Origin of the sequence: Fictibacillus barbaricus (assembly GCF_031457135.1) — a bacterium.
In the GTDB taxonomy this organism is placed as follows: Bacteria; Bacillota; Bacilli; order Bacillales; family Fictibacillaceae; genus Fictibacillus; species Fictibacillus barbaricus_A.
The window spans coordinates 67144-80647 of the sequence record NZ_JAVDWA010000004.1 but is presented as its reverse complement, the minus strand read 5'-3'; the positions used below and the strand labels follow the sequence as shown (position 1 = coordinate 80647).

Below are 13504 nucleotides of genomic sequence, written 5' to 3'. Positions count from 1 at the left end.
AAGATGAAAGTAGTCCTGCAACGATCAAAAAGAGCAGCTGTTACGGTTGATTCAGAAGTTACAGGTGAGATTGACAAAGGGCTGATGCTGCTTGTCGGAGTCACCCATGATGATACTGAAAAAGATGCTGATTATTTAGCAGAAAAAATTATCAATCTTCGTATATTTGAAGACGAAGAACAAAAGTTGAATTTATCGCTTAAAGATACAGAAGGCAGTATTTTGTCTATTTCCCAATTCACTCTTTATGGTGATACGAAAAAGGGCAGAAGACCAAATTTTATGCAAGCAGCTAAGCCTGAACAGGCAAAAGAAATTTACGATTACTTCAACGATAAACTTAAATCATTAGGTGTTAACGTACAAACGGGAGTTTTCGGAGCTATGATGGATGTTACCTTTACGAATGACGGACCGGTAACATTAATTTTGGATTCTAAAGTTTAAGTTAATATTTTTCATAGGTTTTTGAAAATCAACCACCCAACTTTCTTTCTCAATGCAAAAAACACCTTATTAAATGAATGAAACCTTCGTCTTAATTGATAGACTAACCAAAAAGGCGGAGGATTTTTTTATGAGACAGAATCGAAAAGGAATTGACGGCGTTCCTCATTGGAAAAACCTAAGTTTTCATGACTTTCTTTCCTTAGAGAAATCGTCGAACCATATGGAACTGGCTGAAGAGTTTGGTCTGGATCTTTACCAGGTAAATCATTTAAAGAAAAAAATAAAACGCGAAAACTATTGACATTATAGCGGTAACAAAAGTATGATAATTTACAATCCAAATTATATAATTACATAACCGATGACGAAGAAAAGTAGTTTTACCCCACAGGATTAGAGAGGGAATGCCTTGGCTGGAAGCATTTCTGCCTGATGATAAAACGAAAGACACTTCACAGGTTTTTAATTCGAACGGTGAATAAATCTCAGTAGAGTTATTCGTGGGCAAACGTTACTTGCTATAACGAGGAAGCTTTTTAAGCTTCGAAGCAGGGTGGCACCGCGGGAAATCCCGTCCCTTATGAAATGTATACATTTCATAAGGGACGGGATTTTTTTATTTTAGCTGTTTTCTAATTGCTGTTATTTAAAGGCTCTTATCTAAATGTTATTTTCTAAAAGATTGTTACTTTTTAATCTTTTTATTGTCTTCTTTGAGAGTTGATTGGAGTAGAAGGTGCGAGACTCCTGCGGGACAGGCGGGCAGTCCGAAAAGCGGAAGCGGTTTGGTCAGCCCCGACAAGCAAAAGGGAATGGGCTAAGAAGGCGCTTTTTGCCTTCGGGACCATTAAACTTTTACCTCGAGGGGCTAACCGCTGCAGCTAGACAGGTGAGACACTTATAAGTGACACGTACGAATGTGGCTCACCGCCTGCCCCGCGGAAAGCGAGCAACTGAAACGTAAATCAACTACTATCAAAAGCAACAAAGTAGCGAAAATAGCCTTATATTTTAAAGGGAGGATGAAAAGTATGAATATCAATATTCCAAGGGGAACGAAGGACATTCTCCCAGGAGAAGTTGAAAAGTGGCAGATTATAGAAGAAAAAGCAAAAGAGGTTTGTGCAAGATTTAACTATAAAGAAATCAGAACACCTATGTTTGAACACACTGACTTGTTCCAAAGAGGTGTAGGCGATTCTACTGATATCGTTCAAAAGGAAATGTACACATTTACAGACAGAGGAGACAGAAGCTTAACTCTTCGTCCTGAAGGTACAGCATCTGTCGCACGCTCTTACGTTGAAAATAAAATGTTTGGTTTTGCGCAGCAGCCTGTAAAGCTATATTACATCGGACAGATGTTCCGTTACGAAAGACCGCAGGCTGGCCGATACCGTCAATTCGTTCAATTTGGTGTAGAAGCAATGGGTTCTTCTGATCCGACGATTGATGCAGAGGTAATGGGGCTGGCAATGACTGTTTATCAAGAACTCGGTTTAAAGAAACTGCGTCTTGTTTTAAATACACTTGGTGACTCAGATAGCAGAAAAACGCATAAAGAAGCGCTCATTAATCACTTTGAACCAAGAATTGAAGAGTTTTGCTCAGATTGCCAAAATCGATTAAAGAAAAATCCATTACGCATTCTGGATTGTAAAAAAGACCGTAATCACGAACTTATGAAAAGTGCACCATCCATTTTAGAACACCTGAACGAAGAATCAAAAGCATACTTTGAACAGGTGAAAGCTTCACTTACAGAGATGGGTATAGAGTATGTGATCGATCCAACCTTAGTACGCGGGCTTGATTATTACAACCACACAGCATTCGAAATCATGAGTGAGGCAGATGGATTTGGAGCAATTACAACTTTAAGCGGCGGCGGAAGATATAACGGGCTTGTCGAGGATCTTGGAGGACCATCTACACCAAGTATCGGGTTTGCAATGAGCCTTGAACGGCTGCTGCTTGCTCTCGAAGCAGAAGGTATTTCGTTAGATACGGAAGAAGACCTCGACTGCTATCTAGTTACTTTGGGAGACGAAGCAAAACTAAAGTCCGTTTCAATTTTAAATCAGCTTCGGAGTGCAGGGATTAGAAGCGATAAAGACTATTTAGATAAAAAGATGAAAGCACAATTTAAAGCAGCAGATCGCCTCAAATCAAAATTTGTTGCTATTTTAGGTGAAGAAGAACTGCAAAACGGAATCGTAGCAGTTAAAAATATGGAAACCGGTGAACAAAAAGAAATTTCTATAGAGAATTTGAGCGCTTTTATTAAGCAAGGATTATAAGGAGGACACATCGTATGGAATATCGTACACATCAATGCGGAAAAATTACAGAAAAACAGATCGGGGAAAAAGTTACATTAACGGGCTGGGTTCAAAAACGCCGTGATTTAGGCGGGCTTATTTTTATCGATCTTAGAGACCGCTCTGGTATTGTTCAGGTTGTCTTTTCACCTGAAGCATCCTCATCTGCTCTTGAGACAGCAGAAAAAGTACGCAGTGAATTTGTGTTAACTGTAACTGGAACAGTCATCGAAAGAGACGCAAGTACAGTAAATCCAGCAATGGAAACAGGGAAAATCGAAATTTCTGGTGCTGACCTTAAAATTGTCAACAGTGCCAAAACACCTCCTTTTTCAATCAGCGAAGATAATGAGATCAATGAAGATACACGCCTGAAATATCGTTATTTAGATTTGCGCCGCCCTGTGATGCAGCAAACGCTGAAGATGCGTCATGAAGTAACCCGTTATATTCGCAACTTCCTGGAAAATGATGAATTTATGGAAATGGAAACACCAATGCTTACAAAAAGTACGCCAGAGGGAGCACGTGATTACTTAGTTCCTAGCCGTGTTCACCCAGGTGAGTTTTATGCGCTTCCGCAATCACCTCAGCTGTTTAAACAGTTGTTAATGGTTTCAGGTTTTGAAAAGTATTATCAAATCGTTCGCTGCTTCCGTGATGAAGATTTGCGTGCAGACCGCCAGCCTGAATTTACACAAGTGGATATCGAGACTTCTTTTATGAGTCAAGAAGCTCTTCTTTCCATGATGGAAACAATGATGACAGGCTTGCTTCAAAAAGTGAAGGGTGTTGAAGTTCCTAAACCCTTCCCGAGAATGACATATAAAGAAGCGATGGATCGTTATGGTTCAGATAAGCCAGATACGCGTTTTGGACTTGAATTGATTAATGTTTCTGAATTAGTAAAGGAATCTGGATTTAAAGTATTTGCAGCTGCTGTTGCAAACGGCGGTGAAGTAAAAGCGATCAACGTAAAAGGCCAAGCAGCAAACTACTCAAGAAAAGATATCGATAATCTGACTGAATTTACATCAGTGTATGGTGCGAAAGGTTTAGCATGGATGAAAGTTGAGGCAGAAGGTTTAAAAGGGCCGATATCCAAATTCTTTAACGAAGAAGAGTCAGCAGCACTTATCAGTACACTGCAGGCAGCAGAAGGCGATCTTTTATTATTTGTGGCGGATAAACCTTCTGTTGTAGCAGACAGTCTTGGAGCACTTCGTCAAAAATTAGGAAAAGACCTTGATTTAATTGATCAAACGAAGTTTAACTTCTTATGGGTGGTTGACTTCCCGCTTGTAGAAAAGGATGAAGAAGCAGGACGATATGTAGCCTTGCACCATCCGTTTACTATGCCAAAGACAGAAGATCTTCATTTAATGGATTCAAACCCAAGTGAAGTTAGAGCACAGGCGTATGATTTAGTGCTAAACGGTTATGAATTAGGTGGAGGGTCACAGCGTATTTATCAGCGAGATGTTCAAGAAAAAATGTTTAAAGTATTAGGCTTTACAGAAGAAGGAGCGCGTGAGGAGTTTGGTTTCCTTCTAGATGCATTTGAATACGGTACACCGCCGCACGGAGGAATTGCATTAGGGCTTGACCGCCTTGTCATGCTGTTAGCTGGAAGAACAAACTTAAGAGACACGATTGCATTCCCTAAAACAGCATCAGCATCGTGTTTGCTTACGAACGCACCATCTCCTGTAAACGAAAAGCAGTTGGATGAGCTGCATCTGGCTGTAAAAATAAAACAAGAAACAAAATAATATAAAATTTAGAAAAATTTGAATTGTTTTTTACAAAGACACATTTTGTCTTGTATTTCAGATTTTCGTATGATAGTATTTATTTAAACGATGAGTCCTATGTTGACCGTTATAAACCGAAAGTTTTGAGCCAACATTTTTTTATCGGGAGCTTGTGTTTTCCCACAGCATCCACGCCCTGAAAGCTAGGGGACGGATAAAATGGGGAACAAGGCACCCACCTGCGAGAGCAGGTTCAAAACTAAGGCGAGACGGCATCTTTGGGACTCATTTTTTTTTGGCTTTTCCTTAAAGATGGGTTGCTTTTAACTTGTTTTTTTCAATCTCATCATTGATAAGTTGATAGAAGTTTAATGTGCGAAAACAGACTTTTTCACATTGATATGATAAAACCAAGTAAGCATATTGATTTTCTATTAAAAAGTGGATATGCTGTTAAAGATACATTTTCTTTATTCATGCAGCACTTTGAAAGGAGATCTCAATATTTATGCTTTATCAATTTTCAAGAAATGAACTAGCTATAGGCAAAGATGGAATAGACGTACTTAAAAATACGACAGTAGCGATTTTAGGAATCGGCGGGGTTGGTTCGTTCTCTGCAGAAGCTCTTGCACGTTCTGGTGTAGGGCGCTTACTTCTTATCGATAAAGACGACGTTGATATTACAAATGTAAATCGCCAAATACATGCACTAACAACAACTGTTGGACAACCTAAAGTAGATTTAATGAAAGAAAGAATAGCACTCATTAATCCTGAATGTGAAGTAATCGCATTAAAAATGTTCTACACGGAAGAGACGTACGAGCAGATCTTTGAATATGGATTAGATTTCGTGGTGGATGCATCCGATACGATTTCATATAAAATTCATTTAATGAAAGAATGTTTAAATCGTAACATTCCAATCATCTCTAGTATGGGTGTAGCAAACAAACTGGATCCAACGAGACTACAGATTGCAGATATTTCGAAAACAAGCTATGATCCGATCGCAAAAGTGATTCGCCAGCGCTTGAGAAAAGAAGGAATCACAAAAGGCATTCCAGTTGTCTTCTCAGATGAAAAACCGATCCAAATTCGCGAAGAAATTCGTAAAGAAATCGTTCCTGAAAATGCACCTGGCATTCGAAAAGCAAAATTGCCGCCATCATCCAATGCCTTTGTTCCATCCGTTTCAGGTCTTTTCATGGCAGGGTTTGTGATTAATAAAATTATCGAAGCGAACAACATCAAGATTGAAAGAATACGCTAATAAAATGATATTTTTATAAATGAAGCTGGATTAAAAGTGTGAATAACACGATTGATCCAGTTTTTTGTTTGTATTCGCTAGTTTTGCTTGGATTAAGGAGACTTACAGTGTGCAGAATTCAACTAAATATCTGAATTCTTGCCTTTGAACTATCATTCTTTAATAAATCAAAAAAAAAAAGAAAAAGCTAAGAATCTTTTTATAAGAATTCCTTAATTAAGTCTAATTATTAGTGTTTTTTCTAAAAAATTTTCGCTTCTGGGGCATTTTTGTTATTTGACTCCAATGGCATGTTGATTGGAGTGTAAGGTGCGAGACTCCTGCGGTACAGGCGGGCAGTCCGAAAAGCGGAGGCGGTTTGGTCAGCCCCGACAAGCAAAAGGGAAATGGGCTAAGAAGGCGCTTTTTGCCTTCGGGGCCATTAAACTTTTGACCTCGAGGGGCTAACCGCTGCAGCTAGACAGGTGAGACACTTAAAAGTGAAACGTCCGAATGTGGCTCACCGCCTGCCCCGCGGAAAGCAAGCAACCTGAAACGGAAATCAACTACCATCAAAAGCAACAATGAATACGAAAAACAGCTAAAGAAAAAGACCGAAAAGATAAATCATCTTCTCGGTCTTTAACTATTATTTGGCCAGTTTCTCTAGATTTCCGTTTTTATCCATTCGAAAGCTTTGATTTGGGTTATTTGCATCATCTTGGAATAATACCATTTTTCTAGCACGATCCATGATTTGGATAAGAGCTTGGTAATCTTCTTGAACGGTTTGATGTTCTTTTTCTAAAACAGCGAGCTGTTCTTTCATTACTTTGTTTTGCTGAAGAAGCTCATTCATCTGTAAGCGCAGTTCCATATTTTCTTGTACTAATTTACCGCTGGACATTCCATTTCTTTTTAAACCATTAAGGAAGTCTATTACTTCATCAATAGTTAAGTCTTCTTGTTTACTAGCTTGAGACAGCTGCTGATATGCGGCATTTCCTGATGCTGCAGGAACCGCTGAAGAGACAGCAGGCTGACTTTCGGTGGTATTTACCGCTCTCGTTTCTTGTCTATCATATGTGTAAGAAGTTTTAAAGAATTCTTCAGGATGATAGGTTTCATCGTCGTGTATCTGGGGTGCTGCAGCAGGTTTTGATACAGGCTGCTGGTATACAGGCTTTGGCTGCTGCGGCTGTTGCTGCTGCGTTTTTGCCAAAGCACGCTGACGCTCTTTTCTTTGCTTTTTAGCAATCTTTAAAGCTTGTTCATATTTTTTTCTGACGATGGCATTCCATCTGAACCCTACAGCAGCACTAGTCCGTTCTAATTTATCTCCAACTTCTTCAAAGGCGTGCAGTTGTGTACTTCCTTCACGGACATGGCGCAGAACGGTTTCGGCTAACAACAGATCATCTTCTTCTGACCATGCGTCCTGTCTGATTTTTGACACGTTAATCTCTCCTTAAGGTACTGAAAATTTTCATTTAATATTTTCATGTTTACCAAATAAAGAGATTTCTATACACGCCGTAATAAAATTTTGCTAGATTAAGAAGGATGTTAAAAGTCTCATAGTTTTACATGCCTTTTTTCTTTCGTTCATTAAAATAATCCAGTCTTCGCTTAATATTTTTTTCATAGCCGCGCTCTGTTGGTTCATAGAATGTTTTACCTTGTAAATGCTTTGGCAAGTATTCTTGTGGAATATATCCGTCTTCAAAATTGTGAGGGTATTTGTAATCCTCTCCATGCTTTAATTCTTTAGCACCTTTATAATGCGCATCACGTAAATGGATTGGTACGAGACCTGTTTTTTCTTTTTTGACAGTGTCCATCGCTTTATCAATTCCCATGATCACTTTGTTGCTTTTTGGGGCGGTTGCCAAATAAACGGTAGCTTCGGCAAGCGGGATCCGGGCTTCTGGCATTCCGATAAAATCTGCCGCATAACTGGCAGCATGTGCTACCAAAAGGGCATTCGGATCAGCAAGACCAATATCTTCTGCAGCATGGACCATTAATCGTCTAGCGATAAATCTAGGTTCTTCACCGGCATAAATCATTTTGGCTAACCAGTATAGCGCAGCATCAGGATCGGATCCCCGAATGCTTTTTATAAAGGCAGAAACCGTATCATAATGGTTATCTCCTTTTTTATCATATTGCAGAACTCGCTGCTGAATGGATTCTTCGGCAATTTCGAGTGTGATAACAATGTTCCCGTTCTTATCAGGTTTCGTTGTGAGCACTGCCAGCTCTACGGCATTAAGTGCTGTCCGTGCATCACCGTTCGAGATCGAAACAAGGTGTGCAAGTGCATCCTCATCCATCTGAATAGGATGTTTGCCATAGCCTCTTTCTGGATCCTTTAAAGCCTGCTCGATAACTTGTTTAACATGCTTGTCAGTTAGTGGCTCGAATCGAAATAATCTGGATCTTGATAAAAGTGCCGGATTGATTTCAAACATGGGGCTTTCTGTAGTAGCCCCGATTAAAATAACGGTGCCGTCTTCTACATAGGGCAAGAGGGCATCTTGCTGGTTCTTATTAAAGCGGTGGATCTCATCGATAAACAAGACTGTTTTTTTATCTTCTAATAGAAGACGGTCTTTAGCAGCGGCCATTACAACTTTTAGATCGGCAACACCTGAAGTGACGGCATTTAATTGTTCAAACCATGCTGAAGTTGAGTTTGCGATGATTCTTGCTAAGGTTGTTTTTCCTGTTCCCGGCGGACCAAAGAAAATCATCGGTGTCAGTTGATCCGCTTCGATTGCTCTTCTGAGAAGCTTTCCTTCACCAGCGATGTGTTCTTGTCCGATAAATTCCTGAATTTTGCGCGGTCTCATTCGGTTGGCAAGCGGTCTTCTCAAAGAATCTGAGCTGCCTTCCTTAAAAGAAAATAAATCCATTCTTTTCATCCTTCCGTACACCTGTTCTAATCGTCATATGACAATACTATACAATAGTCGTTCATGCAAGTTGAAACTATTTCATGCTATAATAATCTGTAGACTAAAGATGGAATGACAATTTCATATGGGAAGGGTTTTGCACAGTGAAAGACCATACACACTATCGATTGAACAAATTTATGTTTGAATGGTCTGTGTTTTTTATCGGCCTATTCATCATGGCCTTCGGAATTGCCCTCATGATTAAGGCAAGGCTTGGAAGTGCACCTTGGGATGTGCTTCATATTGGTCTTTTCGAACAGTTCGGTCTAACGATTGGAACTTGGTCGATCATTATGGGTTTTATTATTATTTTAACAACGGCATTGTTGACGAAAAAGTTACCGCAGCCAGGTGCTTTTTTTAATATGTTATTTATGGGTTTGTTTATAGATTTTTATTTATGGCTTCCCTTTTTTCATAATCCTGACACACTCTTTACGAAATGGCTTTATCTTTTAATAGGGATTTTAATTCTTGGTTTTGGTATTGGCCTTTATATCGCATCGAACTGTGGAGCAGGGCCGAGGGATAGTTTAATGTTAGCTTTAACTGATAAATCAGGCATGAAGGTTTCAAGGATCCGATTGTACATGGAACTGTTTGTCTTGTTTTTTGGCTGGGTATTAAAAGGACCGATCTCCTTTGGGACGATTCTATTTTGTTTAACGATAGGCGGTATAGTAGGTCGAACACTTCCTTATTGCCAAAAACTAGTTAAGATTGTTTTAGAACGGAGTGAACAATATGAAAATATCAACAAAAGGCCGATACGGATTAACCATCATGATGGCGTTAGCAAAGAAATCAGGTGAAGGTCCTATAGCCTTAAAATTGATAGCGAAAGAACATAGCCTATCCGAACATTACTTGGAACAGCTCATCGCTCCATTGCGAAATGCGGGATTAGTAAAAAGTATTAGAGGAGCATACGGCGGATACATTCTGGCAAAAGAAGCAGGAACGATTACAGCGGGAGATATTATTCGTGTCTTAGAGGGACCGATATCGCCTGTTGAAGTGATGGATGATGAAGAGCCTGCAAAGCGGAATCTTTGGATAAAAATTCGAGATGCTGTAAAAGATGTACTAGACTCAACGACTCTAGAGGACTTGGCAAATTATGAAGACGAAGGCGCACAGGATGCCTACATGTTTTATATTTAGGAAGGAATTTGATAATGAAAAACGTTTATTTGGATCATGCAGCAACATCACCCATACATCCTGAAGTAATGCAGGAGATGATTCCATATTTAACGGAGCATTTTGGTAATCCTTCAAGTATCCATCAATATGGAAGACGTGCCAGAAAGGTACTAGACGACGCTCGCCAAACAGTTGCTTCATCAATCGGAGCCTCACGCAACGACATCATTTTCACGAGCGGGGGGACCGAGAGCGATAACATGGCGATATTAGGTGCAGCATCTGCTTTAAAAGAGAAGGGAAAGCATGTGATTACGACGCAAGTTGAACATCATGCTGTACTTCATACGTTTCACGAGCTCGAGAAAAGAGGGTTTGATGTAACGTATCTGCCAGTTGATCAATATGGCAGAATCTCGATTGAACAGTTGAAAAACGAATTAAGAGAAGATACGATTCTTGTTTCAATCATGTACGGAAATAACGAGACAGGAACCCTTCAGGATATTCAAACAATCGGAAGTGTACTGGATGAAAGGGATATTTTTTTCCACACGGATGCGGTACAAGCTTTCGGTCTCATACCCATTCAAGTAGACGAGTTAAAAATAGATTTGCTTAGTGCATCTGGCCATAAAATCAATAGTCCTAAAGGAACAGGCTTTCTATATGTGAGAGAGAGTGTCCCATTTCTTCCTCAAGGATTTGGGGGAGAGCAAGAGCGGAAACGCAGAGCAGGAACAGAAAATGTAGCTGGAATTGCTGCGCTGAACAAAGCAGTAACGATTTCTCAGGCTGAACGCAAAGACCGCTATGATCAATATGTAAATTATCGAAATAGGATGAAGCAAATCTGGGATGAACAAGGAATCTCATATGTTCAAAACGGCAGTGCGGAATTCTTTCTTCCTCATATTTTGAATGTGAGTTTTACAGAAGTCAGTACAGAAGTGATGCTTGTTAACTTGGATCTTGCTGGAATTGCAGCTTCGAGCGGGTCAGCATGTACGGCTGGATCAGTTGAACCTTCACATGTACTGACTGCTATGTTCGGAACAGATGAACGAACAAAATCATCCGTCAGATTCAGCTTTGGATTAGGCAATACGATTGAAGATATTGAGTATGCAGCAACAGAGACAGCAAAAATAGTGAAACGTTTAACAAAATAAGTTAAAATGATTTTCATATGAAAGAAATGAGGTGAATGCTATGCAAACAGAATTAAACAAAAAGGCACCTCAAGATACACGAGTAGTAATCGGAATGAGTGGCGGAGTTGACTCTTCCGTTGCCGCACTTTTATTAAAAGAGCAAGGCTATGACGTAATCGGCATCTTTATGAAGAACTGGGATGATACCGATGAAAACGGAGTATGTACAGCAACTGAAGATTATAATGATGTCATTGCGGTCTGCAACCAAATTGGCATTCCATATTACGCAGTGAATTTTGAAAAAGAATACTGGGATAAAGTATTTACGTACTTTTTGGATGAATATAAGGCAGGAAGAACACCTAATCCTGATGTCATGTGCAATAAGGAAATTAAGTTCAAAGCCTTCTTGGATCATGCCATGAATCTAGGTGCGGATTATGTTGCAACAGGCCACTATGCAAGAGTGGCTGAAATAGATGGCGAAGTAAAAATGCTTCGCGGTGTCGATGAAAATAAAGACCAAACGTATTTTCTTAACCAGCTTTCACAAGAGCAATTAAAAAGAGTTTTGTTCCCAATTGGAGAGTTAAAAAAACCAGAAATCCGGAAAATTGCTGAAAAAGCGGGTCTCGCAACTGCAAAGAAAAAGGATTCTACGGGTATTTGTTTCATTGGTGAAAAAGACTTTAAAACGTTCCTGAGTCAGTATTTGCCAGCAAAACCGGGTCAAATGCAAACTCTTCAAGGGGAAGTTAAAGGAAAGCATGATGGTTTGATGTATTACACGATTGGTCAGCGTCATGGTCTTGGCATCGGCGGAAGCGGAGATCCTTGGTTTGTTGTCGGGAAAAACTTAAAAGACAATGTATTATATGTGGAACAAGGCTTTCATCATGAAAAATTGTATTCTGAAAGTTTAACTGCAGTTAAAGCAAGCTGGATATCTAATCAAACTCCAGCATCTACTTTCAAATGCACAGCAAAATTCCGTTATCGTCAGCCAGATATGGGTGTTACAGTACATGTGATGGAAGATCAAACACTGCAAGTCGTTTTTGATGAGCCGCAAAGAGCTATTACACCAGGACAAGCGGTAGTGTTTTATGATGGTGATGTATGTTTAGGTGGAGCGACGATCGATACCGTCTATAAAGATGACAAAGCGATCACATATTTGTAAAAGTACAATTCATAAACTGGCTTTTTCAGGTGAAAGTGTCTGAAGTAGCCAGTTTTTTGTTTTTTCTAAGGCTGTTTTTGCAAACTTTGTTGCTCTTGAAAGTGGCTGATTTCCGCTCCAGGATACTCGCTTTCCGGGGGGGGTGTGCGGTGAGCCTCCTAAGCGCTTCGCACTATCAGGAGTCTCACCTGTCTAGCTACAACGGTTAGCCCCTCGAGGTCAAAAGTTAAATGGTCTTGAAGGTAAAAAGCACCTTCCTAGCCCATCCACCTTTTGCTTGTCGGGTCTGTACAAACCGTTTCCGCTTTTCGTTTGTCCCACTAATCCCCCAGGAGTCTCGCACCTTGCACTTCAATTAACTTTTCAATGAAGGTTCTTTACGAAAATGCCCTAAAAGCAACAATCTTCTAGAAGAGAGCCTTTAGAAAAGAGCCTTTCCAAAAATACAATGTAATTATAATTAGTTATGCCATGCGTGTTCAGCGACATCTATAGTCGCTGAATGCGCGCCATACGGAATATATGCAAACGAAAGAAAACGTTATGCGGTTTTAAGTGGGGTTTGATATACTTTGATTGGATATATGGATGGAGGAATGAAGATGGAGCCATCAAAGGGTCTTGAATATTTAAAAAAAGGAAAATTTGAAGAGGCTGCTAAAAATCTTGAAGCCATGATAGAAGCAGATCCTCAAAATCCAGTTCATTATATTAATTTCGGTAATTTACTTTCTGCTGTACATGAACATGAGAAAGCGATCCTCTTTTTTGATAAAGCCCTTTCTCTCGATGAAAATGCTGCAGCCGCATTGTATGGTGCAGGTATTGCATGTTATCGTCTCGAACAATTTTCAAAAGCGGCAAAATTGTTTCAAGAAGCAATTAAAGGCGGCTTAAGAGATGCTGATTCATATTTTATGGCAGGTATGTCCCTTGTTTCACTTGGAGAAAACAGACTGGCATTTCCTTACTTGCTTCGGACAACTGAGTTGAATGAAAAAGATGATGAGGCACTTTTTCAATTTGGACTGTGTCAAGGAAGAATGGGTGATGTAAAAGCAGCGCTAAACACATTTATGAAAGTGACTGAGTTCAATCAAAATCATGCAGATGCCTGGTACAATCTAGGGGTCTCTTATCGATTTTTTGATCAAGACAATGATGCTTTAGAAGCATTTGAAAAAGCATTAACTATTCAGCCACAGCATTATCTAGCAGGGAATGGGAAAAGGAATATAGAAAATAAAGGTAAAAATGAATAAAAAGGAGGTGCGT

12 protein-coding genes, 1 other RNA gene and 1 other annotated feature are annotated in these 13504 nt (G+C 39.7%); of the genes, 11 read left to right on the top strand and 2 right to left on the bottom strand.

Annotated elements, in window-relative coordinates; genetic code table 11:
* Positions 1-3: 3 nt before the first annotated feature.
* From dtd to J2X07_RS12785, 6 genes are all read left to right on the top strand, one after another.
* Positions 4-447: a D-aminoacyl-tRNA deacylase gene (gene dtd / locus J2X07_RS12810; RefSeq protein ID WP_310259197.1), complete on the top strand. Its 444-nt coding sequence runs from the start codon at positions 4-6 to the stop codon at positions 445-447.
* A gap of 130 nt (positions 448-577) precedes the next feature.
* On the top strand, positions 578-751 hold the full coding sequence (locus J2X07_RS12805) for a hypothetical protein (RefSeq protein WP_310259195.1): 174 nt from the start codon (positions 578-580) through the stop codon (positions 749-751).
* A gap of 51 nt (positions 752-802) precedes the next feature.
* Positions 803-1032, top strand: a binding site (T-box leader).
* Positions 1033-1481: 449 nt separating this feature from the next.
* Positions 1482-2750 carry a histidine--tRNA ligase gene (gene hisS, locus J2X07_RS12800; protein ID WP_310259192.1) on the top strand — a complete coding sequence of 423 codons (1269 nt, stop codon included), beginning with the start codon at positions 1482-1484 and terminating at the stop codon, positions 2748-2750.
* A gap of 14 nt (positions 2751-2764) precedes the next feature.
* On the top strand, positions 2765-4543 hold the full coding sequence (aspS, locus tag J2X07_RS12795) for an aspartate--tRNA ligase (protein WP_310259190.1): 1779 nt from the start codon (positions 2765-2767) through the stop codon (positions 4541-4543).
* A 91-nt stretch (positions 4544-4634) separates the two neighbouring features.
* Positions 4635-4814: non-coding RNA, 6S RNA (ssrS, locus tag J2X07_RS12790), on the top strand.
* Positions 4815-5033: 219 nt separating this feature from the next.
* Positions 5034-5801, top strand: coding sequence for a tRNA threonylcarbamoyladenosine dehydratase (locus J2X07_RS12785; RefSeq protein WP_310259188.1), 768 nt, complete (start codon positions 5034-5036; stop codon positions 5799-5801).
* Between the two features lie 628 nt (positions 5802-6429).
* Here J2X07_RS12785 and J2X07_RS12780 read toward each other — a convergent pair.
* Both J2X07_RS12780 and J2X07_RS12775 read right to left on the bottom strand, forming a co-directional pair.
* The gene (locus tag J2X07_RS12780; RefSeq protein WP_310259186.1) at positions 6430-7236 is read right to left on the bottom strand and encodes an RsfA family transcriptional regulator; all 807 of its coding nucleotides are present in this window, start codon (positions 7234-7236) and stop codon (positions 6430-6432) included.
* Positions 7237-7363: 127 nt separating this feature from the next.
* Positions 7364-8698, bottom strand: coding sequence for an AAA family ATPase (locus J2X07_RS12775; RefSeq protein WP_310259830.1), 1335 nt, complete (start codon positions 8696-8698; stop codon positions 7364-7366).
* 146 nt (positions 8699-8844) lie between these two features.
* On the opposite strand from J2X07_RS12775, the gene J2X07_RS12770 reads away from it, so the two are divergent.
* The 5 genes from J2X07_RS12770 (at position 8845) to J2X07_RS12750 (ending at position 13491) form a co-directional block, all read left to right on the top strand.
* Complete coding sequence (locus J2X07_RS12770; protein WP_396194170.1) at positions 8845-9555, top strand: YitT family protein; 711 nt, start codon at positions 8845-8847, stop codon at positions 9553-9555.
* Positions 9488-9907: a cysteine metabolism transcriptional regulator CymR gene (cymR, locus tag J2X07_RS12765; protein WP_310259184.1), complete on the top strand. Its 420-nt coding sequence runs from the start codon at positions 9488-9490 to the stop codon at positions 9905-9907. Before J2X07_RS12770 ends, cymR begins: the two co-directional genes overlap by 68 nt.
* Before the next feature lie 14 nt (positions 9908-9921).
* Positions 9922-11061: a cysteine desulfurase family protein gene (locus J2X07_RS12760; protein ID WP_310259182.1), complete on the top strand. Its 1140-nt coding sequence runs from the start codon at positions 9922-9924 to the stop codon at positions 11059-11061.
* Between the two features lie 40 nt (positions 11062-11101).
* Positions 11102-12229: a tRNA 2-thiouridine(34) synthase MnmA gene (gene mnmA / locus J2X07_RS12755; protein ID WP_310259179.1), complete on the top strand. Its 1128-nt coding sequence runs from the start codon at positions 11102-11104 to the stop codon at positions 12227-12229.
* A gap of 602 nt (positions 12230-12831) precedes the next feature.
* Positions 12832-13491, top strand: a complete 660-nt coding sequence (locus J2X07_RS12750; RefSeq protein WP_310259177.1) for a tetratricopeptide repeat protein — start codon at positions 12832-12834, stop codon at positions 13489-13491.
* Positions 13492-13504 lie beyond the last annotated feature (13 nt).

Bases quoted from the DNA above. Each gene is read 5' to 3' on its own strand.
- dtd (WP_310259197.1), top strand. From the start codon at position 4: ATGAAAGTAGTCCTGCAACGATCAAAAAGAGCAGCTGTTACGGTTGAT.
- J2X07_RS12805 (WP_310259195.1), top strand. From the start codon at position 578: ATGAGACAGAATCGAAAAGGAATTGACGGCGTTCCTCATTGGAAAAAC.
- hisS (WP_310259192.1), top strand. From the start codon at position 1,482: ATGAATATCAATATTCCAAGGGGAACGAAGGACATTCTCCCAGGAGAA.
- aspS (WP_310259190.1), top strand. From the start codon at position 2,765: ATGGAATATCGTACACATCAATGCGGAAAAATTACAGAAAAACAGATC.
- J2X07_RS12785 (WP_310259188.1), top strand. From the start codon at position 5,034: ATGCTTTATCAATTTTCAAGAAATGAACTAGCTATAGGCAAAGATGGA.
- J2X07_RS12775 (WP_310259830.1), bottom strand. From the start codon at position 8,698: ATGGATTTATTTTCTTTTAAGGAAGGCAGCTCAGATTCTTTGAGAAGA.
- cymR (WP_310259184.1), top strand. From the start codon at position 9,488: ATGAAAATATCAACAAAAGGCCGATACGGATTAACCATCATGATGGCG.
- J2X07_RS12760 (WP_310259182.1), top strand. From the start codon at position 9,922: ATGAAAAACGTTTATTTGGATCATGCAGCAACATCACCCATACATCCT.
- mnmA (WP_310259179.1), top strand. From the start codon at position 11,102: ATGCAAACAGAATTAAACAAAAAGGCACCTCAAGATACACGAGTAGTA.
- J2X07_RS12750 (WP_310259177.1), top strand. From the start codon at position 12,832: ATGGAGCCATCAAAGGGTCTTGAATATTTAAAAAAAGGAAAATTTGAA.